The following is a 26,265-nucleotide window of genomic DNA, read 5'->3' as shown; positions in this document are numbered from 1 at the left end:
TACTCTATTATTTCACGACAAACAATTAAAAATCCTCTTTAATTCGTTCGACAAATGATTGCAAATTTTGATTTTCTGGATCGTATTGTAAAGCTTTCTCTAGGTAGGTTAAAGCATGTTGACGATCGCCTAATTCCCACATCACTTCACCGTATTCATTAAGAAATTCGGCATTCTGTGAAAAGTGTTCATAGCATATTTTGTAACATGCCTTTGCTTCCTCTAACCGGTCACATTTCATATAAGCTGTAGCTAAGTACCAAGTCAACATCGGATCATCTTGTTTATTCTCTTCTAGGATATCGATAATATCTTCAAACTCTTCTAGTTCAACTTTTATTTCGATATATTTAATGAGAATCTCTGTGCTTTCCGGATTCAATCGATAAGCTTTTTTATAATAGGCATCCGCTTTAATCCAATCATGCAACTTCGCTGCGAAATCTCCTGCCTCGGCGTATAGCCGTTCATTAAACTCATCTTGTTTTAATCCATCTTCAAGAACTTTAAGAGCTTCTTCTAGAGCCCCCTCATGATCATAGGCTTTCGCCAATAAAGGGTACAGTGTGCTGTATTGCGGATCAAGCTTACGCAATTCCTCTAGTGCCGTTACGACGGTTTGATATTTATGTAGTTGTGATGCCGTCACGGCATAGCCAAATAAACCATCGAGATTCTTATCGTTCTCTAAACCTTTCTGATAATATATCATGGCTTGTTCAAAATCCCCGGCTAAACTCAAGGCTTCTGCCAATTTTAATGAAATGTTTTCATGAGAGAGGGATTCCGCATTTAGGACTTGTTTGTAATAGTCAATAGCCTTTTTAGGCTCTCCAATCGACATATAAAATTCACCCAAAGCAAAACTAATAACCGCTTCACTCGGGGCCATTTTATGTGCAGATAATAATTTTTGCTCGGCTACTTCATCTAAGCCTTCCAATTGATATAGGTCGGCAAGTAGTAGTTGGGCACTTAAATAATTTTCATCTAATTTATGAATTTTTGTCAGTGCCTCAATCGCTTTTCCCTCCTCATCTTTATCAATATGAAGTTCAGCCATTTGCAGGAGAATGGTACTATCATTCGGATACCTTTTTAACAATCGTTCATAAACTGTCTCTGCGTTATCAATTAGTCCGTAGTCCTGATAAATATTGGCTATTTGAAAGGCTGTAGTGTCATCTGCTTTCTTTAGACAATCTTTAAGCAAAGAAAGTCCATCCTCCGTTTGACCCGTATCGATCATATTCATGGCTAGTTGTATGTCATCCATTTTCTTCTCTCCTTTTATATTAAGGCTTTTTACTAAGGAATTGTGGCTAGTTGTTTTTGACTAGTAGACAAGGCTAAAGCCCTTCCAAAAACAACCATGTTTACGAAAAAAGCATAAATTTTACTTATATAAATTCTAACCAACATGTATAGAAATAGTTATTGACTTATTATTAGAAGAACAACTCTATTTTTTGAGCCTATCTTACATCATAATGAAATATGGGATTGACTTCAAGCTATCACACTTTCTATTGAACCCCTTGCGACTGAAGTCACGAGTGTCTGATTTGGTTCATAAAAAATAGAACCCGGCTTTAAAATGCGGGGTTCTATCTGTTATTCGTAAGGTCTAACTTTGACTTTGCTTTAATTTGGTTTCAAATGAAGGAAAAGAAACAGAGATCGCTTCAGCTTCTTCGACAATGACGGGTTCTGTAGATAACTGACCTGCTATAGCCAACATCATCCCAATCCGATGATCACCGTAACTGTGAACATGTCCACCTTTTAAAGGTTTACCAGGGTGTCCATGTATCGTCATCCCATCATCTGTCCCTCGAATGTCTGCACCTAGTTTACTTAATTCATCTACGGTTGTATCAATTCGATTCGTTTCTTTTACTTTTAATTCTTCGGCATCTTTGATCACGGTTTCTCCATCTGCCTGTGTCGCTAGTAAAGCAATAATTGGGATTTCATCGATTAATTGTGGTATTAAGTCGCCACTGATCGTTGTTCCTTTTAATTTAGAGTAACGAACAATAATATCCGCGACGGGCTCATTATTCCACTCCCGCTCGTTCGAAAGGGTAACGTCCGCTCCCATAGCTTCTAATACTTTTAAGAGTCCAATTCTTGTAGGATTCACACCGACTGATTGGATCGTTAACTCGCTTCCTGGTGTAATGAGACCCCCCACAATAAAGAACGCAGCTGATGAAATATCACCAGGTACTTGAATGGTGGTGCCAGTCAAGTTTTGAGGACCTTCAACCAAATATGTTGTCCCTTCTATCTCAATATGGCCCCCAAATGCTTTCAACATTCTTTCCGTATGATCCCGTGATTTTGCAGGCTCAGTGAGTTTAGTTACCCCTTTAGTCTGTAACGCAGCCAGAATGATCGCACTTTTAATCTGGGCACTCGCAACAGGTAAAGTGTATTCTGTAGGCTTTAAAGGTTGTCCAACTACCGTGATAGGGACATATCGATTATTTTTTCGTCCATGGAGTTGCCCGCCCATTTGCTCTAACGGTTTAATTATTCGATCCATCGGACGTCGATGGATTGAGTCATCACCAATAAAAACACTATAAAAAGGTCTTGCTGACAAGAGACCCATTAATAAACGAATCGTCGTTCCCGAATTACCTACGTCTAAGATACGTTCAGATTCGTTTAATCCATCTAATCCATTTCCATGGATCGTAATGGTATCACCATCATCTTGAATGTCTACACCGAGCTGTTTAAAACAAGCTAAGGTATGAAGACAATCATCTCCTCTTAATAAACCTTTTATGACGGTCGTTCCGTTTGCAATAGCGCCAAAAATAAGCGATCTATGAGAAATTGATTTATCCCCAGGAACGGTTAGTGTTCCTTTTAAAGCTTTGTGATTACCAAAAAAACTTATATCCACCATAATATCACCTAATCATTTAAGTATGTTGTGTAATTATTTTTTTTCAAAATGGTCATCGCTTTCTCACGATGCTGCTCTGATTCGAAGGAGAGGCGCATGATACCTTGAATATTTTCTCTTCCTTCAATGATGTTCAAATTTGTCAAATTTATGCCCGCTTCACCGATTAATCCTGATACTTTCGAGATCGTGTAAGGCTCATCAGGAACATCGACATACAAATCATAATCAGAGATTATGGCTCCTTTTTGCTTAACCGGAAAACCATCTCGATAGTGTTTTGCGTCAAGGAAAAATGCATTGATGGCTGTAGTATCATTATTAATAAGCATTTGTCTAATTTCTGACATGTCTTGTTGCCACCGATCTAGAAGGTCTAGTATGACATCCCGATTATCTGAAACAATATCTCGCCACATGGTGGGATCCGATGAAGCAATTCGAGTGATATCTCGGAATCCTCCCGCTGCATATGCTCTCAAATTCATCCCTTGCTCGGAAAAGTCCTTTAAGTGATTGACTAATGCAGAGGCAATAACATGAGGGAAATGACTGATAATACCAACGGCTCTATCATGCTCATTTGCAGAGAAACAGATAAACTTTGCTTTGGTCCCTTTTAGCCATTCCATTAATTGCGGGCTTCCGGCTTTTTTTCTATCCGTATCTTCCACGATAAAATAATACGCATTCTCAAATAAATAAGGTCTGGACGCACCAACCCCTGATTTATGCGAGCCTGCCATAGGGTGTCCACCAATAAATACGGCTTTACCTTTCAATTTCTTCTTAGCCAATTCCATAATTTTTCGTTTTGTACTGCCAACATCGGTGATTAAAACATTTTCTTTCAACTCAAGATGACTAAGTTCATGGATAAGGGCTAGAATGCCTTTAACTGGAGCAGCAAGGACGATGAGATCCGCTTTCATAGCACTTTTTTCCAAAGAGTCTGAAGCTTCATCAACAATTCCCAGTTTCAATGCTTCATCACATGCTCCTAGATTTTTATCGAATCCAATGATATGTACCTGATGTGCAGATCGTATGGCTTGGGCAATCGATCCACCAATTAGACCGAGTCCTGCTATTAAGACTGTTTTCTTCATAGTTGACATAGTATTCTGTATCCTTATAGTTTTAGTTGATTATGTAAGATATGATTTTTAAAATAACAAGGTCTTGATTGGCAACAATACACATCACACTATGTTATGTGATGTGTATTTGCCAAAAATTCAAATAACAGCTGTATCTTTGTTAAATAGTTGTTTGAGAAGTAGATGATACATATCATCTAAAGCTTCCTTGCGTTTTTGGTCATCCTTTAATTCATCTATATGCTTTTCAATTTCACGAACAATGGCACTTCCGACGATCACACCATCACAATGATCTTGAAGAGCTTCAACATGTTTAAATGTAGAAACGCCAAAGCCAACGGCAATAGGAATCGGTGATAGCTCACGTACTCGTTTCAGAAAAGGAAAAACATCTGGATGGAAAGTTTGACGTACCCCTGTAACACCAAGAGAAGATACACAATAAATGAACCCTTGAGCCTGATCAACAATCTGTTTTAAACGTTTATCAGAAGTTGTTGGGGCTACTAATTGTATAAGTGGTATGTTTTCCTTCGTACATAAACGTCTTAAATCACCACTTTCTTCAAATGGCAAATCAGGAACAAGTAAGCCATCTATATCACATTCATGGGCTAATTTCATAAACCGTTCTTCCCCTAATTGTAACAGAACATTATAGTAAGTAAATATGATAATGGGGATTTTCAAACCCTTTTCTCTCATTTTTTTAGCCAAAAACATCGCTTTTTTCAATGTCATCCCTTGTTTAAGGGCCCGCAAGGATGCTTTTTGAATGACAGGACCATCAGCTGCAGGGTCTGAGAAGGGGATACCCAGTTCCAGTGCCGATGCACCCATTTTTTGCATCATAAGAGCTATATCAACGGTGGCATTCTCAGAAGGATCACCCGCTGTAATAAAAGGGATAAAAAGAGAACCTTGATTCGGCCTCAAATACTGATTAAATCGATTCATGAATAGTCCCTTCTTTCTCTAAATAGTGCATCACTGTATGAACATCTTTATCGCCTCTACCAGAAAGACAGACTAATAGGGTTTGACTAGGGTCCATGGTTTTTGCTTGTTCAACAGCTAAAGCAAAAGCATGAGCACTCTCAAGTGCGGGGAGGATCCCTTCTTTTTTGCAAAGTAGTCCAAGTGCTTCCATCGCCTGTTTATCTGTTATAGCCCGATAGGTCACGCGTCCACTTTTTGATAAGTGAGCATGTTCCGGTCCAATCCCTGGATAGTCTAACCCTGCTGAGATCGAATAAGGTTCAATGATTTGACCATTTTCATCTTGAATAAGATAGGTTCTTGCACCATGAAGGACGCCTTCGGTACCTTTGGCTAAAGTTGCCGCATGCTCCGCCGTATCAATGCCCTTCCCTGCCGCTTCAGCACCGAATAAAGCCACATCATCCTCTAAGAAAGGATAGAACATTCCCATTGCATTGCTTCCGCCGCCAACACAAGCAACAATGGCATCAGGAAGTTTGCCTGTTTTTTCAATAAATTGCGATTTTGATTCATCACCGATCACCCGTTGAAAATCTCTGACCATCATTGGATAAGGGTGAGGTCCTACAACAGAGCCAACGATATAGAAGGTATCTTCAACATTTGCCGCCCAATACCTAAAAGCTTCATTTGTAGCGTCTTTTAATGTTTTATTACCACTTTCTACAGGGATAACCTCTGCCCCTAAAAGTCTCATACGAAACACATTTAGTGCTTGTCTTTCAACATCTAAGGCTCCCATAAAAACTTTGCAAGAGAGACCAAAATAAGCCGCTACCGTAGCTACAGCAACGCCATGTTGACCTGCCCCAGTTTCTGCAATGACTTTATTCTTTCCCATACGAACAGCGAGCAGCGCTTGTCCGATGGCATTGTTTATCTTGTGAGCCCCCGTATGATTAAGATCCTCACGTTTTAGATAGATTTTGGCCCCGCCCACTTGTTCTGTTACTCGTTTTAGATAAGTTACCGGTGTTGGACGACCTGAATATTCTTTTAACAAGGAATGGTACTCAGAAAGAAACGCCTGATCTTTCGAAGCATCTTCGTAGGCTTTTTCAAGTTCCTCACAAGCAAACATGAGGGTTTCTGGTACGTATCTTCCACCAAAAGAACCGTATCGTCCCTTTTGAATTGGCTGTTTCGTTGTCTCTTGTTCTACCATGATTGTAGCACCTTCTCTTCAATTTGTTGAATTAGGGTTATATCTTTTTGATTCGATGTTTCAATTCCTGACGCTAAGTCGATGCCATCCGGATCATAATCTAATAGTTGAACGATATTTTTAGGATTAATGCCTCCAGCTATTATGCAAGGAACCTTTTGATGCCTCGCTTCCTTGAGATAAAGCGGAACATAGGTCCATTCAAATGATAGGCCCGTTCCACCCCAAGATGTTCCTGTTTTTTTATCGATGACATAACCATCTGCTATCCCTTTGTATTGGCGCATCTTATCTAAAGCATCTGGAGCATGATGAATCACTTTCCATACTCTTTTGTTGGTATTCTCTTTGACCTTTAATAAGAAGTCAGGTGTTTCGGTTCCATGACACTGAATGACGTCTAATGGAACCTTTTCTAAAACCGCCATGATTTCGGCCATGGATGGATTAACAAATACGCCGACCCATGTCTTTGACGATACATTTTCGAGTTTGGGAATCCAACCCGCAATTTGCTCAGGTGTAACATATCGTTTGCTTTTTTGAGTAAAAATTAATCCAATATGTGTAGCTTGACTATTTAATGATAATTGTAAGTCTTGAAAAGAACGGTTTCCACAAAACTTTATGATCATATTAAACCAACCCAAATAATTGATTGATTCCATCGGTTGGTGTTTTAGCCCTAATTAATGCTTCACCAACGAGACAACCATTAACACCGAGGTCTTTTAGAAACTCAATGTTTTCATGTGTATGCACACCTGATTCACTTACTAAAACGAGATCTTTTGGAACCATACTCACTAATTTCTTCGTTGTTTCAAGTGTTGTTTCAAACGTTTTCAGATTTCGGTTATTAATTCCTAAAACAGAAGGTTTGAAAGTCGTCAGAACTTGATCGAGTTCTTCCTCGTTGTGCACTTCAACAAGCGATTCGAGACCTAATTCTTCTGCATAGAGATATAAATCTAGCAGTTTTTTTGGCTCTAGTGCAGCTGCAATAAGGAGAATGGCATCCGCTCCAATTCGATTACTTTCTTCGACTTGACGATGATCAATAATGAAATCTTTTCTGAGGATAGGAATCTTAACTTGTTCACGTACCTTCACCAAATTTTCAATTGATCCTTGAAAATATGTTTTATCCGTTAGGACTGAAATACAATCTGCTCCTGCTAAAGCATATTCTTTGCCAATGGCTGCTGGGTCAATTGTATCTCTAAATATGCCTTTGGATGGTGATGCTTTTTTTACTTCAGCAATTAATCCAATTGAATGATTAGGGTGTGTTAACGCGTATTTAAACGAATATCGTTTTCGTTCGGTGTAATCCAATTCTGTCATTTGAAATTGGGCTAATTCTTCTTTCTTCGTTCCCAAAATTTTTTCAAGCAAGACGTTCTACCCCCACATGACTTCTTAATTTTTCTAATTGTTCGAGAGCAGTTCCTTGATTGATGGCTTTTCGTGCTTGGTGAACGCCTTCCTCAATGGTTGATACTTTACCATAGGTAAATAAACCTGCCCCTGCATTTAAGCATACAATATCGGTTGCACTTTGATTTCCTTCACCTTTAAAAATAGCTTCGATAAGTGCCGCACTTTCTTGGCTGTTTGACACTTTTAAGTCATTAAAGGATCCACGTTCTAGTCCAACGTCCTCGGGTTGAAGTTTAAACTCTTTGACTTTATCCCCTTCAACGAGAACCATATTTGTTCTTCCACAAATGGATATTTCATCAAGTCCATCTTCTCCATTGACTAATAAAGCACGTTTTGTCCCAAGACGCGAGAGAGCATGGGCCATTTTCAAAGCGGATTCATAGTTAAATACACCCAATAACTGTCTAGAACTGTTTGCAGGATTGGCTAAAGGACCTAATATATTAAAGACAGTTCTAAAACCTAGTTCTTTTCTTGGTCCTGCAGCATGTTTCATAGAGGCATGAAATAGTGGTGCAAAAAGAAAACACATATTTTTATCATCAAGGGCTTGGACGGCCTCTTCTGGAGTGGATTGAATTGAAATTCCGAGTGTTTCTAAAACATCCGCGCTTCCGCTTTTTGAAGAAAAAGACCGATTACCATGTTTGGCTATATTTACTCCTAGGGAAGATAGGACAATCGCCACAGCAGTGGAGATATTAAATGTAGAGGCATTATCTCCCCCCGTCCCGCATGTATCCATGACCTCGTCATGATAAGAAAATGTTTTGGCATGTGCCCGCATGGCACGTGCAAAACCAGTCACTTCTTCAATCGTTTCACCACGGAAGCGAAGAATAGAAAGAAAACTGGCTATTTGAGTTGGAAGAACTTCACCAGACATAATTTGATCCATCATGTACATTGCTTCATCTTCCGTTAATTTATGACCATCTAATAATTCGGATAATTTTGATTTAAACATAATGATTCCTCCTCAATTTTTACACGATGTCGATTTAGTTATTTTACAAGATACGCTTCTGACTTAAAATAACAACGCCATCGGTGGTTTGATTCGGAACATTTTGGATTTAAGTTATTGAACATCTTTGCACCCCTCCAAATTTGAGGAATGGGTGTCTGATGAGGATGAAGAAGATAAGGGGATTTTAATTGGTAGCTAATAACGGATTAATAAACATATCATGTTTGTTTTCATTTTAACCCTAAGCTCTCTTCTCTGCTCAAACACACTCATTCTCGTCTAATCTCTACTCAGCTATTTTCTGATGCCCTATGGCTTCGGAAAAGTTAATATTATAATAAACAAATTCCATTAGTCTGTCAATTTAATTATTCTTGTATTCTATTTAAATGATGTCTTTCTTTTCCCCATATACTTCTTAAATCCGTTTTTACACACTCGTTTCAGTAAATGAACATCGACGTTAAAAGGCATTGTAAAGTCATGCTCACTAGATTGAAACCTTGCTTAACAACAAGAAGCCAAAAATCGTGTTTATTCATTCTATCCAATTTTTTGTAAAAATAACTAAAAGCTAGCATACTAAAATATGCCAGCCTGAATGGTTTTAAAAGTTTAAAAGATGTTTTTTGTAAGCTTCAAAAGAGGCTATTTTTTCCTCTAAATAATCACCTGCAAATTTGTCTGAGACTGCTTTTGCAATTTCAAGAGCTACGACATGTTCACAGACGACACTTGCAGCTGGAACGGCACAACTATCCGAACGCTCAATGCTTGCACTGAAAGGTTCCTTAGTGTTTATGTCAACACTTTGAAGAGGTTTATATAACGTTGGAATAGGTTTCATAACGCCTCTAACCACGATCGGCATACCTGTTGTCATACCACCTTCAAATCCTCCCAAACGGTTGGTTCTTCGCGTGTATCCTTCTTCTTCATTCCATAAAATTTCATCATGGACTTTACTTCCTGGACGGTTGGCCGCTTCAAACCCAATCCCGAATTCAACACCCTTAAAAGCATTGATACTAAGGACAGACATCGCAATTTTAGCATCTAGTTTTCGATCGTAGTGAGCAAAACTACCAAGTCCCGCAGGAACATTATTCACGATAACTTCTACGACTCCTCCAATGGAATCGCCATTTTTTTTCGCTTCATCGATGACGTTAATCATTTTTTCTTCAGCTAGTTTGTCTAAACAGCGAACAGGTGAATTTTCCGTACGTTCCTTAAGTTCTTCAATTGATTCCGGCACCGTTTCCGTGTCAACTACGCCTCCAATGTTGATCACACGGCCAGCCACATCAATCCCAAAATGAGAGAGAAACTGTTTGGCAATGGCACCAATTGCAACACGCATCGCTGTTTCCCTTGCAGATGATCGTTCTAAAACATTACGCATGTCTCTATGATTGTATTTTAATCCACCATTTAAATCTGCATGTCCAGGTCTTGGCTTTGTAACTTGCTTTTTCACATCATCTGGATTTTCTATGGGATCTGAAGTCATAATGGATGTCCAGTTTTTCCAGTCTCTATTTTCAATGACCAATGTTACAGGGGCTCCCGTTGTTTTTCCATGTCTAACTCCAGAAACAATTTGGACTTGGTCCGTCTCAATGACCATGCGGCGTCCACGACCATGTCCCCCTTGTCTTCTTTTTAATTCTGCATTGATTAATGATTTATCAATGGGAAGCTGTGATGGGAGCCCTTCAATAATAGCTGTCAATTGTGGTCCATGTGATTCTCCTGCTGTTAAAATTCTCAATTTTAATCTCTCCTCAATTTTTTTGATAAAAAAATGTTTTAACTGGTTTCAAATTAAACTTCTCAGGGTGAAAAATTTGTTCCGTACTTCCAACGAACAACAATCCGTTTGATTTTAGAGCTTGTCCAAACTTCTGATAGATTATCTCTTTGGCATCTTCTTTAAAATAAATGAGGACATTTCGACAAACAATAAGATCAAAAGAATCAGGTGCAGGGTCAGAAAGCAAATTGTGTTGTTGAAACGTAATCAATGGGCGATATTTGTCTTTAACCGTATAGATTAATCCATTTTTATTAAAAAACATGGATTTTTCCTGATCTGTTAGATTGTTTAATGTCCTCTCAATATAGTTCCCTTCTTTAGCCTTCTCAAGAACTTTGAGGTCAATATCTGTGGCTGTAATCTGAATGCCCTCTAATGGGAAGTAGCGAGATAGTAAGGTTGCTAATGAAAACGGCTCTTCACCAGTTGAACAAGCAGCACTCCAAACCTTTATTTCTTGTTTATCACGAAACTGCTCTTTAATAAATTGTTCCAAAACATCCCATCTTGGTCGATTACGATAAAACTCAGTCACATTAATGGTCACACGGTCAAGACATTCTTCATAAAGTGGTTTTGACTTAAGCATGGCATGATAAAATTCTTGAAATGTTTGAATATTTCGTTTAGACCTTAATGTTGTTAATCTCCTTTTCATTTGCTCTTCTTTATATAATGAGAGATCAATACCCGTTAAACTATGAAAATGCCTTATAAACCATTGGTAATCATCAACCACTCGCAATAAGCACCTCTCTTCCATATCACACATAGGAAAATGAAACGAGTGTTGACTATGTACGATAACCAGTCCTATTGTTTCTAGATTTCACTTCTGTGTATTAAACCGATTACTTACCTTATTAAAAGTTTTGAGAGGTTGTATAAAAAACCAGCCAATGAACGGCTGGTTTTTAAATCCATTGATCAATCGCTTTCTTATACTCAATGATTTCAGATGAGTTAAAAAACAAGTGGATTTCTCTTTCAGCACTTTCAGGTGAATCTGAGCCGTGTATCAAATTCCGACTCATAAATGAACTGTAATCAGAACGTATCGTACCAGGAGCGGCTTCAAGTGGATTGGTAGCTCCCATGATCTTACGTGCTAAACGAATGACATCTCTGCCCTCCCATACCATTGCAAATACAGGACCGGACGTGATGAATTGAACAAGATCTTCAAAAAAAGGTTTACCTTGATGTTCAGCATAATGTTGCTCAGCGAGTGAGCGAGAAATTTGCATGAATTTTGCGCCAACTAATTTAAACCCTTTTTCTTCAAAACGATGAACAATAGCTCCTATAAGCTGTCTTTGAACCCCATCGGGTTTTACCATAAGAAATGTTTTCTCCATGACTTCCGTATCTCCTTTGTTCACCATATTCCGATTTGAATTCTATACGTTATGTCGTTTTAGGGCAGGACACTTTCTATCAAAATAAATATGGTGTATGTAGTTTATCAAATTTCAGTTAATTCGACAATTCTTTATTTATTTAAACTGAATGGGGTTATCTTCATCCCCACTGATTATAAGCCTCAGTCAATCGAGCTTTACCTCGACGTGAGGGTCAAGACTCGCCGCTAAGATGGGATAAATAGTTAGGCAAATGCCCTTTATCACGTTCATTCAATTAACTAATACTTCCTTTTTCCAAGATACTTTGCAATTTTTCTCAGATTTTCTGTCACTTGATTTTGTGGTAAACTCTTAAGGATGTTAAGAGCTTTAGCGAGATACCGTTCATTTATTGATTCTGCATACTCAATCCCGCCTGATTGTTTAACTAATTGGATCGCTCCATCCCAATCGGCTTGTTCATTGTTAGATTCAAAACATGATACGACTCGTTGACGGACATCAGGGATAGACAATGCAAACAATGTAGGCAACGTAATATTACCTTGTTTCAAATCGCTTCCGGCTGGTTTACCCAGTTGTTTCTCTGTTCCCACAAAATCCAATATATCATCTATTATTTGATATGACATACCAATAAAATAGCCAAAATAATAAAGTTTACGAACAATGTCGTGTGAGCACCCCGCTGTTAACGCACCCAACTGACAACTTAAGGCTATGAGGAGAGCCGTCTTGCGTTTAATACGCAGTAGGTAGTGACGTAAATGTTGATCCACGTTGTAGAGATGTCGAATTTGCTCTATTTCGCCTAAGCTAATATCTCGAATGGCTTTTGATACAAGTTGATGAGCATAAGGTAGATGAACCCCTGTCATATGCTCAATGGAATGAGCAAAAATATAATCTCCTGTGTACATGGCCACACGATTATCCCAAGTCGCTTTGACGGTTTTTTTACCCCTTCTTAGATTGGCATTATCCACGACATCGTCATGAACTAACGAAGCCATATGTATTAATTCAAGAGTTACTGCGGCTTTTTTTACATCTTCATGATTGGGATTTCCAAATTCCGCAGATAACATAACAAGAATCGGTCTAATTCGTTTTCCACCTGCTCTTAATAAATCAACGGCTGCTTGATGCAACGTCGTATGATTTGTCTTGAGTAGGTTCTCCATAACTTGTTCGATCTCTTTTAGATTTCGTTTTTGTGTTCTGTATATTCCTGCTATTGTCATACCATTCACCTATATTCAAAGTTCTCTTTTAAAGGTTAAAGAGTCAGTAACAAGAGGGATCATCCTCTACTTTTTGTGCCCCTCGGGCGAGATAGATAACTTCAATCAGTGAGGGTTTCCTTCATCCCCCACTGATTATCGGGCTCATGCGGAAAGTTCCCCCCACCTGGAATGCTCGTTTACGCTCATGACATTGAGGTGGGGTTCAAGACTTGCTGTTAATGCGGAATAAAACGTTTCATCATTTTTTTGCTTTATGTACGGCAGCAATTCCACCCATAAAGGACGTAATCTCCACATCTCGAAATCCAGCCTCTTTAAATAATTCGGCTAACTTTTGTTTGTTTGGGAAGTTTTGGGTTGATTCATTTAACCAAACATACTCTTTATAACTGCCAGCAAAAATTTTACCTAATATCGGCATAATATTTTTAAAGTAGAAAAAATACATTTGTTTATATACTGGTAAAGTGGGTTGTGACGTTTCAAGACATACAGCCATACCGCCTGGTTTTAAAACACGGAACATTTCTTTTAGTACTGTAAGATAATCAGGCACATTTCGCAAACCGAAACCAATCGTTGCATAGTCAAACGAATTGTCATCAAATGGAAGTGACATGGCATCGCCCTGTGTAAGCTCAACATTCTGCAGGTTTGTTTCATTTAATTTCATTTTAGCCACTTCTAGCATATTGTCACTGAAATCGAGACCAACAACATGACCATTTGGTCCTACACTCTCTCCTAAAGCAAGTGTCCAATCCCCTGTTCCACAACACAAGTCAATGGCAGAACGTCCTTTTTTAACATTCATTAATTGCATCGTTCTCTTTCGCCATGATTTATGGCGATTGAAACTTATAAGAGAATTCATAAAGTCATATTTTTTATAAATGGTTTGAAACACATGATGAACTTTGTCATGTTTTGAGTTCATTTCATCAATCGGCATAATTTATCCTTCCCTTAAGTAACGTGGTCCTCGTAAATGATGGACTTTCCTTCGTGAAGTGATCGATTAGGTATCCTAGATGTTTTGATAAAATTTGCTTTTTAGGTAGGATATCCATTGACCATTTATTTCTTATCTGATTCATCTTATTCTCAATCTGCTCTATAAATTTTCGCTTATCGATGTCCGTATCTTGTATAATGTGGTAGATGTAAGACGTATGAGTATCTTCCCTAGTGTGATCTAGATAATCTCTTTCTAAATGAAGGCGCTTTAAGAAAAAGAAGTCTGCTATTATATCGGTCCAATCGTTAATCCCTAATCTTTCTGCCAACTTTATGATTAAGTGCGATTCTATTTGTCTTAAATGATCAAAATAATAATCAATATTTGCGTCATTTTCAGCATAGAAAAAGTGCATTTTATTTATATTTAATTCTTGTATAGCTTGTGAGATCCATTTAACCATTTGGATATCTTTCTGTTCTGCTAATATGTAGTAGTAAAGTGAGCTATAAAAATCACCAGATAAGACGGTGAGTTGTCTTTGTTTAAGTTCAAGGCCTTTTAACTTTTCATTTTTCGTGATTTTTTCATGAGTATCTAACCCCATTTGTGCAATCATCACACTCATGACATATTGTTCTATATTTTTATAAGACCCATGTTGTTTAAATAATAAAAAAAGGGTTAGTACTTTATCTATGTCAACGGCTGGTTTAGGCAAATAGCGATTGAGGTATGGGTGATTAACTTTTTTTTGAATTTTATGGTATATTTGAACAACTTCATCTTGTATTGGCATGCTATTCCCCCATACTTAAAATTCTTCCTTTTCTTGTCGTTCTAATCAAAAAAGATTGAATGATTAGAACTACCGATGATCGTTATAAATTATATCATAAAGCGAGTGAAGTAGGAGACTATAATCCTATCATTCAGAGGAAATATCCCCATACTTTGTATGTACGGTTGCCTTCCCTCTAATTTTGACGGCTGCTGTATGCTCTGTAAATTGAGCAATCATGATTTCGCCTTTGTCTAGCTTTTCTAGATGATTGAATTTCGTTTCTGCCCCACGTGTCATCCCGATCACATTGACCCCATCTTCTTCAGCTTTGACAATAAAATAATCATTCATTTGATATTCATCAGCCATATATTATCCCTCATCTTTTTGTTAGTCTTTAATTAAAGAAAGTGCTTCTGCTCTTGCAGTTGCATCGTTTTGAAAAATCCCTCTAACTGCAGAGGTCACCGTTTTTGCTCCGGGTTTTTTAACTCCTCGCATTGTCATACACATATGTTCAGCTTCTATAACAACAATCACCCCATAGGGATGAAGAGATTCAGCAATACTATCGGCAACAGTCGTGGTTATTCGTTCTTGAAGTTGTGGTCTTTTAGCAACCGCTTCTACCGCACGTGCAAGTTTGCTAAGCCCAGTCACACGACCACCTCTCGGGATATAACCGACATGTACTTTTCCAAAAAAAGGGACTAGATGATGTTCACACATCGAATAAAATGGAATGTCTTTGACAATAACAAGTTCTTCATGATTTTCGCCAAAAACTTTTGACAAATGTTCTTTTGGATCTTGATGTAATCCTTGAAATACTTCTTCGTACATTCGTGCAACGCGCTGAGGCGTTTCTATTAGTCCTTCACGACTTGGATCTTCACCAATCGCCTCAAGAATCATCGTTACCGCTTTTTCGATTTTTTTATGGTCCACAGTCATGGTGTATTTCCTCCAGTTTCAACTTTCTATGTATTCTTCATGATGAAAAAAATGGCCAATAATATACAAGATATGAGTTCGTTGTCTAAGAAATTAGGATATGAAAAATTGAGATAGTGGAGGTTTGTTAATAATAAAATGAATGATGGATTCTTTTATGCACAGGTCGCAAACAAAGAAATACTCAGAGTAACTTCCGTTTCTATTTCTATCACTATCTAAAGAAATATTAGCATAGGCATTTCCTTAAAGTAAAGAAAACATCGTTATTAAATACCCTAACAAACCTCTATACCCTCAATTTCACTAAACCAATCTTCTTTTAGTATTTTTTATATGTTAAATAATTTAAATACCGATAATGGCTTTCCTTCTTTAGCTAATCTAAGGAGGCGTTAACCATTGCCTCTTACGCATGAGTTACGATACAAGTTATTTTATTAGTGTAAAAAAGGAGTCACTCATGTGACCCCTTCGCATCATTCTGAAAGCATAAGCCCTATGTAAATTATTGCACAGACTCTTTAAGAGCTTTGCCTGGTTTAAAAGCAGGTACTTTACTTGCAGCGATATCAATTTCTTCACCCGTTTGAGGGTTGCGGCCTTTACGCGCCGAACGTTCGCGTACTTCAAAGTTACCAAAACCAATTAATTGCACTTTGCTACCTTCTTTGAGAGCATCAGCAATTGTTGAAAATACAGAATCAACAGCTTTAGTTGCATCTTTTTTGGAAAGCTCAGCAGATTCTGCTACAGCATTAATAAGTTCAGTCTTATTCAACACCTTCACCTCCTCTCAAAATATCATTCGTATCACTTTCATTATTTTTGTGGTTGCAAAAACATTAACAAGGCTTATCTTATACGAACCAATTCAATAATTCAACATCTTTTATTAAAATATAGTCATATTCATCGTTTTTTAACCTTAAATCACTAAATTTCATGTATCTATGGCTATATTTTTAAATTTGGTCACATCCCTCATGAACGTATATATTAAAATAATTAAAGAAAAAAACCAACAAAAAAGACCCCCAAATTGAAGAGTCTTAGAAAAGTAAGTTCTATTTTTATTTACAATATAATGGCGATTAACCCACCTGAACCCTCATTAATAATTCTTTCCAGTGTCTCTTTTAATTTATAACGAGCATTTTCTGGCATGAGGGATAACTTAGCTGAGATGCCCTCGCGTACAATGGAGTTCAACGATCTTCCGAAAATATCTGAATTCCATATAGATAACGGGTTATCTTCAAAATCTTGCATTAAATATCGAACCAGCTCTTCGCTTTGTTTTTCAGTACCAATAATCGGTGCAAATTCTGACTCTACATCTACTTTTATCATATGAATCGAAGGAGCAACAGCCTTCAGTCTAACCCCAAATCGTGATCCTTGTCTTATAATTTCAGGTTCATCGAGGCTCATATCAGTTAGAGCGGGCGCTGCAATGCCATACCCCGTTTGTTTAACCATTGTTAAGGCATCTGCTACTTGATCATATTCTTTCTTAGCATGAGCAAACTCTTGCATCAGTTGAAGCAAGTGATCTTTTCCGCGTATTTCAACACCTACAACCTCTTTTAAAACTTGATCATATAGATCATCTGGTGCATACAAATCAATTTCTGCAATACCTTGGCCCATATTAATACCCGCCAGTTTTGCATTTTCAATAAATTCATACTCGCCAAAGTGGCCAACAACACGATCAACATCACGTAGTCTCTTAATATCTTTGACTGTATCTTTGACCGCACCCTCATAGCTTTGTCTAAGCCAGTGATCATCATGTAACACCATGACCCAGCTTGGCAGATTAACATTAACCTCTAAAACAGGAAATTCATATAATGTTTCTCTCAATATATTATTAATATCCTGTTCGGTTATATTTTCTACACTTTGTGCAAGCACTGGAATGTCATATTTTTCAGCTAACTCATTTCTTAGGGCTTCTGTACTCGGATGATAAGGATGGGTTGAGTTGACAATCATTATAAATGGTTTACCCACTTCTTTTAATTCTTCAACGACTCGTTCCTCTGCCTCAATATAGTCCCCACGTGGTATTTCACCAATCGAACCATCCGTTGTTACAACAACACCGAGTGTAGAGTGTTCTTGAATGACTTTTCTTGTGCCAATTTCTGCTGCTTCTTGAAATGGAATCGGCTCATCATACCAAGGTGTATGCACCATTCGTGGCCCGTTTTCATCTTCAAAGCCCTTTGCTCCGCTGACGGCATAACCCACACAATCAACAATACGGATATTGACTTCAAGACCATCATCTACTTTGACTGAGACTGCATGATTCGGAACAAATTTTGGCTCCGTTGTCATGATTTGTTTGCCAGCTGCACTTTGAGGCAATTCATCTTGTGCGCGAGCACGGTCAGCCTCATTCTCAATATTAGGGAGTACAACAAGTTCCATAAACTTTTTAATGAAGGTTGATTTACCCGTACGAACGGCACCAACAACACCGAGATAAATATCTCCACCAGTTCTTTCAGCAATATCTTTGAAAATATCGATTTGTTCCAAATTATACACCCTCCCGATCTCCAAAAATGTTTCGAAGACGTCATATACTATATAAATATGACTTTGTCCATCGAATATGACAACTTACACTATTAATTCTATGATTTTATACCATGCATCAGCTCCAATATTTAAAATGGACCGCCGTTTGGTAAATACCCTTCTCAAATAAGCTATTGTATAACTTGACCTTTCAGACCATTTTTTTAATATTTTATAAGAAAAACTTTTCGAGCATTGACCATGATGTTTTTAACACGCCTATGTTAGTATTATTGAGGGTATCTATTGCGCTAAACATGCCTGCCAACTTGAACTTTTTCCATTTTTGCATGAAAAAAATCAGGCAAAGCATACGCTTTACCTGACTTGACTAAATCCTTCTACAACTAGCATCTCTTCTAATGTTGTGGTCTTCAATATACCGTATGCCATGGCCATTTATATTGCTCTTGACGATAGCCTAGTTTCTTATTTTTGATCGAACATTTTTGACAAAGAAGAGAAATTTAAAGGGACGTTATTGTTAATAATCGTTTTAACGAGTTGATCTTCTTTTTCTTTAGGTACTGATACATTGGCCAATTTTGCAACTTGTCCAATGAGATCTCTTACTGTTTTTTCGTCATGAAAGTCTGCATTTGAAACTGAGTTAGCAAGCGAGAAAATATCTTCTTTCTTTACATTGGTCTTCTTTTCAATATGATCAAAAAAAGGATTTTTTGAATCCAATGAGAATCCCCCTTTTCCTTACTTTCAAAACATTATATGCAAGGGGGAAATCATTGTGCAGAAAAAAAATCTAATTTACATTTATACACCATGACCCACGTATCTTTTGAAATGGTATTTCTAAATAGGTAGTTGAAAATGATGTAAAAAATCTTACTTTATACAGAGTCAAAAACATGTATTCCATGTACTATTCTTATCCACTAGTTTTGAAAACTGCCACAATCTTTTATCTACGTAACTGTTTCATTGATTGAATTTAGTTTGTAACATATCGAATAATGGTCCTATTTCATCTTTTTTGTCTCGATTCATTAACTCGTCTACTGCTTGTTTAGGCGACTTTCCTTCGAATAAGACGTTATAGATGGCAGAAGTAATCGGCAACTCGACATTTTCTTGGTGTGCGAGTAGATGAGCTGCTTTGGTCGTTCTAACACCTTCGACAACCATCCCCATTTCATTTAATGCCTCTTCTAGATTGTGACCCTTCCCCAGTAAATGGCCACATCGCCAATTACGACTATGTATACTTGTACATGTCACAATAAGATCTCCCATTCCAGCAAGGCCGATAAACGTTAATGGATTTGCCCCTAATTTTGTTCCTAATCGAGCAATTTCTGCGAGACCTCGTGTAATAAGTGCTGCTTTTGCGTTATCTCCGTAACCAAGGCCATCTGAAATACCAGCGCCTAAAGCGATGATATTCTTCAGAGCACCTCCAATTTCGACTCCAACAATATCATCATTTGTATAAACACGAAAATGATTATTTATAAAGGCATCTTGAACTTGTCTTGCAGCGTCAAGAGAATGTGAGGCTACAGCAACCGTTGTTGGGTGTCTAAGGCAAACCTCTTCTGCATGACTTGGCCCCGATAATACAACAACACCTTGCCTTTTGTCACTAGGTATTTCTTCCTCGATCATTTCGGAAATACGCTTTGAACTCCCTGGTTCGATTCCCTTACTCCCATGAACGAAAATGACGGAATGGTCAAGGTTTTCTCGAATGTTTGTTAGAACTTCACGCATGGCTTTTGTTGGAACAACAATCACAACCATATCTACTTCTTTGAGAACCAATTTCATATCGGAGGAAGCGATAATTTGGTCAGATAAAGGGATTCCTGGTAAATAGCGTTGGTTTGTATGTGAACGATTGATTTCATCAATTTGATTTTGACGATGCCCCCATAATTGAACCCTATACCCGTTATCAGCAAGAACAATAGAAAGAGCCGTTCCCCAACTTCCCGATCCAATAACTGCTATTTTTTTCATTTAATCCACTTCCCCTTTATTAGACTCCTTTTTTATGACCCAATTTGTTTTCTTCTCCATGAAATAAACGGACAATATTCATTCTATGCTGCCATACCGCTAAAATAACGATAAGAAAACCGATCGCTGTTATACTATTGGAATAATGACCAATGATAAGACTTAGCGTAGGCGTTAAAATGATTAATATGATAGAACCAAGTGATACATACCTCGTAATAGCAATTAAAACGAGCCCTATGATGCCTGCAATGACAAAGGGAATCGGAAGCAGCATAATAAAGACACCTATTGTTGTGGCGACTCCCTTTCCACCTTTAAACCCAAAAAATACTGGAAAGTTATGGCCTAATATAGCACATAAGCCGCTTAATGCAACGGCCCATAGATCTAAATGTAAAGCTTGGGCGATAAGGATGGCCATGACCCCCTTCAAAACATCAAGGATCAGAACGCCGATAGCTGGACCAATGCCAAGGACACGTAATGTGTTTGTTGCCCCAGCATTACCGCTTCCTTCTTTACGAATATCAACTTTTTTTATTTTTTTCGTGATTAAATAGCTAAAACTTACCGAACCAATTAAGTAAGCTAGTACAAACGAAATAAACATCATTCCCCATTTTCTCTCCCTTTTACTGTTCGTTCTTTCTTCTTACCATCAATCGAATGGGTGTTCCAATAAATCCAAATGTATCTCTTATTTTATTTTCTAAATAACGTTGATAAGAAAAATGCATGAGCTCTGGATCGTTTACAAATAAAACAAAAGCTGGTGGTTTTACACTAACCTGGGTTGCATAATAAATTTTAAGTCTTTTCCCTTTATCAGATGGCGGCGGTGTAATGGCTGTCGCATCATTAATGACATCATTTAATAGACTTGTTTGGACTCTCATCGCATGGTTCTCTGCCACCATTTGAATTGTTGGGAGTAAATTAACGAGTTTTTGTTTCGTTTTTGCTGATAGAAAAACAATAGGAGCATAACTCAAATACTGAAATTGTTCTCTAATTTTTCTTTTAAATTGATCCATTGTTTTCGTATCTTTCTTAACAGCATCCCATTTATTAACGACAATGACAATGGCCCGACCTGCTTCGTGTGCATAACCTGCAATTTTTTTATCTTGCTCAATAATTCCTTCCTCACCGTTAATGATAACAAGAACAACATCTGATCCTTCAATCGCTTTTTGTGCTCGTAATACACTATATTTCTCAGTTTTTTCATATACTTTTCCACGTTTTCGGATACCTGCTGTATCAATGATGACATATTCTTGATTATCCCTGGTAAAAGGTGTATCAATCGCATCACGAGTCGTACCAGCTATATCACTCACAATGACTCTTTCTTCACCTAATATAGCATTAACAAGAGAGGATTTACCGACATTCGGTCTCCCAATTAATGAGAATTTAATGGTTGTTTCATCATACTCATCTTTCTCTTCTTGTTCAAAGTGTGAAACAACGCTATCTAATAAATCCCCTATTCCGATTCCATGGGAGCCAGATATGCCGATAGGATCACCAAGACCTAACGAGTAAAATTCATATAAGTTTTCTCTTTGCTTAAAATTATCAATCTTATTTACTCCTAGAACAACGGGTTTTTCCGAGCGGTATAAGATTTGAGCAACTTCTTCATCAGCATGAGTTAAGCCATCTTTCCCATCAACAATAAACAGAATGACATCTGCTTCATCCATAGCAATTTGTGCTTGTGCTCTCATTTGAACACGTAAAGGCTCATCCCCTAGTTCAATTCCACCTGTATCAATAACATTAAATGTATAATTCAGCCATTCTCCTGGACCATAGAGCCTGTCTCTTGTGACTCCTGGCATATCTTCTACAATAGCCAAACGTTCGCCTACAACACGATTAAAGATGGTTGATTTTCCAACGTTTGGTCTACCCACAATGGCAACTGTTGGTTTAGACATTCATTTTCTTCCTTTCAGAGCAAATAATAATAATGTTTTATCAAAAGATTCATTTCATAGATGTCATTTGGACCCTTTTTAAATAGTTTGTACTAGCTTGCATGAGCTAAACATCTATTTTTTAAGTCTTCGTGTGAAAAATATGAGTTTATCAATAAACTTATGTACCTTACTTTAATCTATAGCCTCTTTCTGTCGTTTGCTTGTTTTTCTAATATTGATTCATGACTTATTCTAAAGTAGCTTAGATCTGACATAATGGAATCAATTCATTCCAATTCATTCCATAAGGAGTGTTCCTTTTTATAGTATACACTTGTCCACGTATTAGGTTGCATTTTTTTATAATAATTTTCCAAGTACCAGTATGAATCTTCAATCAGTAGGGTTTTCTTCATCCCTACTTTGCATGCCTGAACCAATCGGGCTCATGGGGATAAATAATCCCATCTGTAAAGAATCTTGACGAATAAGCGTATTAATCTTATCAAAAAAAGAATCTATACTCAACAATTTCTTAATCAGCATTTAAGTCGTTATACTTTTTTAACGCAAAGAAAGCTGTGTAGTATACACAGCTTTCCCCTTTGATTATTTTTTATGGCCTTTTTATCCCGCCTTAACGGCAAGTAGAACCCCCAATGATCGAGGTTTCACTTTATTTTTTAAGTTTTTTCAATTGATCACCGATCATATCACCAAGAGAAAATCCGGTTGTCGAATCATCCTTTGTATTCATAACGGGTGATTCTTCTTCAACGGGTTCTTCTAAATCTTTGATACTTAAGGAGATGCGCCGATCATCAACATTCACATCAAGGACTTTAACATTCACCTGATCTCCTTCAGCAAGAACTTCATTTGGCGTACCAATATGCTTATGTGAGATTTCTGAAATATGAACGAGTCCTTCAACTCCTGGTATAAGTTCAACAAAAGCACCAAAAGTGACGAGGCGTTTCACTGTTCCTTCTAAAACATCTCCTGCATGAATCGTTTCTTTTGCTTTATCCCAAGGACCTGGCTGAGTATCTTTAATAGATAGAGATATACGTTCATTTTCAGGATCTACAGATAGAACTTTTACTTTTACTTTATCTCCTTCAGAGATAACTTCTGATGGGGTATCAACATGGTGATGTGCCAATTGTGAAATATGCACAAGTCCATCTACACCACCGATATCTACAAATGCACCAAAGTCGGTAAGTCGTTGAACAGTCCCTTCTAGAACGTCACCAGCTTGAATATCTTGAAGGGTAGCCATTTTGATACGCTCTGCTTCTTCATCAATAACGGCTTTATGGGATAAAATAACTTTTCGTTTTTCACGATCTAATTCAACGATTTTAACATCAAGTGATTTCCCTTTATAGTCACTAAAATCCTCAACGTATACACGTTCAACAAGTGATGCCGGAATAAAACCACGTACACCTAGATCGACAACGAGTCCACCTTTAACAACATCTGCGATTTCTACTGTAAACGTTGTTTGATTTTTAAATTTATCTTCGAGACCGCCCCAAGCAGAATCCGCATCTACTTCTTTTTTTGACAAGACTAATTCTTCATCAACCAGTTTAGTCACTTTAACTGTTACTTCGTCGCCTTCATTTAATACATCTGAGACTTTATCGATGTGTAAACTAGATAGTTCACTAATTGGTAAAATGCCATCCACTTTATATCCTACGTCAACCAAAGCATGTTTTTCTTCAACTTTGGTAACCTTTCCAGTTACAACATCGTCAACATTCAAAGGATTAAATTGATCTAATTCATTGTTTGTTTCTTCAACCATTTATCAGTGACCTCCTTTAATTAACCAACACTAACTCTCTTATTTTAACTTCTTACAATTAGGACTATTTGTCAAGTAGATAAGCTTATCTGACCGATATCAATCTTTTAAACCGATCTTTCTTTTAAATCCTCGATTTTAGTCATTATATATTTGGCTACTTCAATGGGTTTTGCTTTATTCTCTTTAAAGTTAGACGTATCTACTGGCTGACCAAAGTATACTTTTACTCGACTAAATAGTTTGTAATTCCCCTTAATATAACAAGGTATTACGGCGGCATCTGTTCTAAGTGCAAAGAAACCAACTCCTGGCCGTGCCGGGTTGAAATCACCCGTTTTACTCCTTGTTCCTTCTGGAAACATAATTAAAACATGGCCTTCATCTAATAATTTCTTTGCGACTTTTAAAGCATGGCGATCACCCGCACCTCGTCTAATTGGAAAAGCATGTACCTTTGTTAATATTCGTCTACCAAGGCTGAATTTAAACATTTCGGATTTTGCTAAAAAACTCACATCTCTTGGACAAGAGACACCTACAAGTGGTGGATCAAAATTGGATAAATGATTACTACAAATAAGAACGCCGCCATCCTTAGGAATATGTTCTACTCCCACAACCTCATATCGATAAACCATACGAAATAAGCAGTGAAAAAAATTCTTACCCATAGAGTATAAGCTCAATGTGATTGCCTCTCTTTCACAAGTGCCAATATTCGATCAACGACATCTTCAATTGATAACGATGTTGTGTCTATTTCAATGGCATCTTCGGCTTTTACTAATGGGGAGACCTCTCGTTCACTATCCTTCTTATCCCTTAAGGCGATTTCTTCTTGTAACTTTTCTAAAGACACGGCTAAAATATTTTTCGCCATAAGTTCTTTATATCTTCTTAATGCTCGTTCTTCAACAGATGCTCTTAGAAAAATCTTTACATCTGCATCGGGCAGAACATGTGTACCAATATCTCTTCCATCCATAACAACACCTGTATTTTTAGCCAAATTTCTTTGTCTTAATACCATTTCTTTACGAACTTCACGATGTGATGACACCAGAGAGACCGCATTTGTGACATTCTGATAACGAATAACTTCACTTACATCTTCACCATCGAGAATGACTCGCTGACCATTTTTCGTTGGTTTAAGTTTAATTATAGCACTATCAAGTATAGACTTCAGTTTCTGACCATCTGTCAAATCTACTTTTTCCTCTAATGCTTTAAACGTCAAAGCACGATACATTGCACCCGTATCGATGTAGATAAAAGAACATATTTGAGCTACCTTTTTGGCTACAGTACTCTTTCCTGCTGCAGCAGGACCATCTATCGCAACTTGAAAATTCTCTTTCATAATTTCCCCCAAAGCTCCTATCTCTCACTTCTATTTTTCCTGTATTACTATACCATAAGAAATGGGGTTCTTCCATTTTGTCAACGTCTAAAAATCCATCGGCAAATACCCATTTATGTATAAAGTAACGAACTGATTTAGTATCTCCCCTAGCCTACTTTCTATCTCTAATACGTCTTTCTTGTAATTGTTGTTCAAAGCAAAATCGAATAATCGGTTCTCTTTGTTTTTCTGTTGTCTCTTTAAATTCGATGGAGGCTTTGTCGGTTCCTGTTTTTTTATCATTAAATAGTCTAACAACACGGCCAGTAAGTTGTATATATTGAAATTGTCCAGATTGCATAGGTAATGATACCCATACATTAACCATTTCTTCTTCTATTAATTCTTGATTTGCAGGTAAATTGATTAAAATCCCCCCACCACCTATATCACTGGATAATGTCGTGAACGGCTCTTTATCCTGTTGTTTAAAATGAATAGCTACATCGACAGAGACCTGTACCCTAACGTAATTTCTACGTTGGATCACTTTAATGTCTTCCCTACTGGGGTATTGAAGCATCAACAATGGAACCTTACTTTTCTTTCTTTCAATAATAAACGTAGGAAATCGAACAACTTTCTGATTGTTATTATAGTAAGCTAAAATCTGAGTCCTTATTGGAATAAGTTCTGTTTTTCTCGTTTTGATGTTGACAGGATAATCAATATATAGCCCTTTATCTAATTCTATCTGGGTAATGCGGCATCGAAACTTCTTAATTTCATTTGCTTTTTCTCTATATTCTAATATGAGATTTTCCCCTATCTTAAACATCTCGTCCCTCTCT

At 37.4% G+C, this 26,265-nt stretch carries 26 protein-coding genes; all 26 read right to left on the bottom strand.

Annotated features, from left to right (window positions below):
- Nucleotides 1–25: 25 nt before the first annotated feature.
- The gene (locus GMB86_RS04525) at nt 26–1,276 is read right to left on the bottom strand and encodes a tetratricopeptide repeat protein (protein ID WP_155217255.1); all 1,251 of its coding nucleotides are present in this window, start codon (nt 1,274–1,276) and stop codon (nt 26–28) included.
- Nucleotides 1,277–1,627: 351 nt separating this feature from the next.
- Complete coding sequence (aroA, locus tag GMB86_RS04520; RefSeq protein ID WP_155217253.1) at nt 1,628–2,923, bottom strand: 3-phosphoshikimate 1-carboxyvinyltransferase; 1,296 nt, start codon at nt 2,921–2,923, stop codon at nt 1,628–1,630.
- Nucleotides 2,924–2,931: 8 nt separating this feature from the next.
- Nucleotides 2,932–4,032 (bottom strand): prephenate dehydrogenase, encoded by a 1,101-nt coding sequence (locus GMB86_RS04515; RefSeq protein WP_155217392.1) that lies wholly within the window; start codon nt 4,030–4,032, stop codon nt 2,932–2,934.
- Nucleotides 4,033–4,161: 129 nt separating this feature from the next.
- A complete protein-coding gene (gene trpA / locus GMB86_RS04510) occupies nt 4,162–4,983 on the bottom strand; it encodes a tryptophan synthase subunit alpha (RefSeq protein ID WP_155217251.1) in 822 nt (273 codons plus the stop codon).
- Entirely contained in the window at nt 4,970–6,193 is a 1,224-nt protein-coding gene (gene trpB / locus GMB86_RS04505; RefSeq protein ID WP_155217249.1) for a tryptophan synthase subunit beta, read from the bottom strand. Before trpB ends, trpA begins: the two co-directional genes overlap by 14 nt.
- Nucleotides 6,187–6,828 (bottom strand): phosphoribosylanthranilate isomerase, encoded by a 642-nt coding sequence (locus tag GMB86_RS04500; RefSeq protein ID WP_155217247.1) that lies wholly within the window; start codon nt 6,826–6,828, stop codon nt 6,187–6,189. The genes trpB and GMB86_RS04500 overlap by 7 nt, the downstream gene beginning before the upstream one ends.
- 1 nt (nt 6,829) lies before the next feature.
- A complete protein-coding gene (trpC, locus tag GMB86_RS04495) occupies nt 6,830–7,591 on the bottom strand; it encodes an indole-3-glycerol phosphate synthase TrpC (RefSeq protein WP_155217245.1) in 762 nt (253 codons plus the stop codon).
- Nucleotides 7,584–8,606 (bottom strand): anthranilate phosphoribosyltransferase, encoded by a 1,023-nt coding sequence (gene trpD / locus GMB86_RS04490; RefSeq protein ID WP_155217243.1) that lies wholly within the window; start codon nt 8,604–8,606, stop codon nt 7,584–7,586. The genes trpC and trpD overlap by 8 nt, the downstream gene beginning before the upstream one ends.
- Nucleotides 8,607–9,216: 610 nt before the next feature.
- On the bottom strand, nt 9,217–10,383 hold the full coding sequence (gene aroC, locus GMB86_RS04485) for a chorismate synthase (RefSeq protein WP_155217241.1): 1,167 nt from the start codon (nt 10,381–10,383) through the stop codon (nt 9,217–9,219).
- A 13-nt stretch (nt 10,384–10,396) separates the two neighbouring features.
- Nucleotides 10,397–11,191, bottom strand: coding sequence for a CheR family methyltransferase (locus GMB86_RS04480; protein WP_155217239.1), 795 nt, complete (start codon nt 11,189–11,191; stop codon nt 10,397–10,399).
- Nucleotides 11,192–11,342: 151 nt separating this feature from the next.
- Nucleotides 11,343–11,786 carry a nucleoside-diphosphate kinase gene (gene ndk / locus GMB86_RS04475; RefSeq protein ID WP_155217237.1) on the bottom strand — a complete coding sequence of 148 codons (444 nt, stop codon included), beginning with the start codon at nt 11,784–11,786 and terminating at the stop codon, nt 11,343–11,345.
- Nucleotides 11,787–12,070: 284 nt separating this feature from the next.
- Nucleotides 12,071–13,036, bottom strand: a complete 966-nt coding sequence (gene hepT / locus GMB86_RS04470; RefSeq protein WP_155217235.1) for a heptaprenyl diphosphate synthase component II — start codon at nt 13,034–13,036, stop codon at nt 12,071–12,073.
- Between the two features lie 241 nt (nt 13,037–13,277).
- Nucleotides 13,278–13,991, bottom strand: a complete 714-nt coding sequence (locus tag GMB86_RS04465) for a demethylmenaquinone methyltransferase (RefSeq protein WP_155217233.1) — start codon at nt 13,989–13,991, stop codon at nt 13,278–13,280.
- Nucleotides 13,981–14,796: a heptaprenyl diphosphate synthase component 1 gene (locus GMB86_RS04460; RefSeq protein WP_155217231.1), complete on the bottom strand. Its 816-nt coding sequence runs from the start codon at nt 14,794–14,796 to the stop codon at nt 13,981–13,983. The genes GMB86_RS04465 and GMB86_RS04460 overlap by 11 nt, the downstream gene beginning before the upstream one ends.
- 129 nt (nt 14,797–14,925) lie before the next feature.
- A complete protein-coding gene (gene mtrB, locus GMB86_RS04455; RefSeq protein ID WP_230458994.1) occupies nt 14,926–15,150 on the bottom strand; it encodes a trp RNA-binding attenuation protein MtrB in 225 nt (74 codons plus the stop codon).
- Between the two features lie 21 nt (nt 15,151–15,171).
- Complete coding sequence (gene folE, locus GMB86_RS04450) at nt 15,172–15,735, bottom strand: GTP cyclohydrolase I FolE (RefSeq protein WP_155217229.1); 564 nt, start codon at nt 15,733–15,735, stop codon at nt 15,172–15,174.
- Between the two features lie 508 nt (nt 15,736–16,243).
- The gene (locus tag GMB86_RS04445; RefSeq protein ID WP_141190645.1) at nt 16,244–16,516 is read right to left on the bottom strand and encodes an HU family DNA-binding protein; all 273 of its coding nucleotides are present in this window, start codon (nt 16,514–16,516) and stop codon (nt 16,244–16,246) included.
- Between the two features lie 296 nt (nt 16,517–16,812).
- Complete coding sequence (spoIVA, locus tag GMB86_RS04440; RefSeq protein ID WP_155217227.1) at nt 16,813–18,291, bottom strand: stage IV sporulation protein A; 1,479 nt, start codon at nt 18,289–18,291, stop codon at nt 16,813–16,815.
- Nucleotides 18,292–18,762: 471 nt separating this feature from the next.
- Nucleotides 18,763–19,023, bottom strand: a complete 261-nt coding sequence (locus tag GMB86_RS04435; protein ID WP_155217225.1) for a stage VI sporulation protein F — start codon at nt 19,021–19,023, stop codon at nt 18,763–18,765.
- A gap of 246 nt (nt 19,024–19,269) precedes the next feature.
- Nucleotides 19,270–20,310, bottom strand: coding sequence for an NAD(P)H-dependent glycerol-3-phosphate dehydrogenase (locus tag GMB86_RS04430; protein WP_155217223.1), 1,041 nt, complete (start codon nt 20,308–20,310; stop codon nt 19,270–19,272).
- Between the two features lie 19 nt (nt 20,311–20,329).
- The gene (gene plsY, locus GMB86_RS04425; RefSeq protein ID WP_155217221.1) at nt 20,330–20,926 is read right to left on the bottom strand and encodes a glycerol-3-phosphate 1-O-acyltransferase PlsY; all 597 of its coding nucleotides are present in this window, start codon (nt 20,924–20,926) and stop codon (nt 20,330–20,332) included.
- A 19-nt stretch (nt 20,927–20,945) separates the two neighbouring features.
- Nucleotides 20,946–22,262 carry a ribosome biogenesis GTPase Der gene (gene der, locus GMB86_RS04420; protein ID WP_155217219.1) on the bottom strand — a complete coding sequence of 439 codons (1,317 nt, stop codon included), beginning with the start codon at nt 22,260–22,262 and terminating at the stop codon, nt 20,946–20,948.
- Nucleotides 22,263–22,920: 658 nt separating this feature from the next.
- On the bottom strand, nt 22,921–24,066 hold the full coding sequence (gene rpsA / locus GMB86_RS04415) for a 30S ribosomal protein S1 (RefSeq protein ID WP_155217217.1): 1,146 nt from the start codon (nt 24,064–24,066) through the stop codon (nt 22,921–22,923).
- Between the two features lie 107 nt (nt 24,067–24,173).
- Nucleotides 24,174–24,740, bottom strand: coding sequence for a lysophospholipid acyltransferase family protein (locus GMB86_RS04410; RefSeq protein WP_155217215.1), 567 nt, complete (start codon nt 24,738–24,740; stop codon nt 24,174–24,176).
- Between the two features lie 11 nt (nt 24,741–24,751).
- Nucleotides 24,752–25,432 (bottom strand): (d)CMP kinase, encoded by a 681-nt coding sequence (gene cmk / locus GMB86_RS04405; RefSeq protein ID WP_155217213.1) that lies wholly within the window; start codon nt 25,430–25,432, stop codon nt 24,752–24,754.
- 154 nt (nt 25,433–25,586) lie between these two features.
- Nucleotides 25,587–26,252, bottom strand: coding sequence for a flagellar brake protein (locus GMB86_RS04400; RefSeq protein ID WP_155217211.1), 666 nt, complete (start codon nt 26,250–26,252; stop codon nt 25,587–25,589).
- Nucleotides 26,253–26,265 lie beyond the last annotated feature (13 nt).

This window comes from Terrilactibacillus tamarindi, from assembly GCF_009718825.1.
Lineage (GTDB): Bacteria > Bacillota > Bacilli > Bacillales > Sporolactobacillaceae > Terrilactibacillus > Terrilactibacillus tamarindi.
Note: the sequence above shows the minus strand (reverse complement) of the source record. Positions and strands in the feature narration are given on the sequence as shown.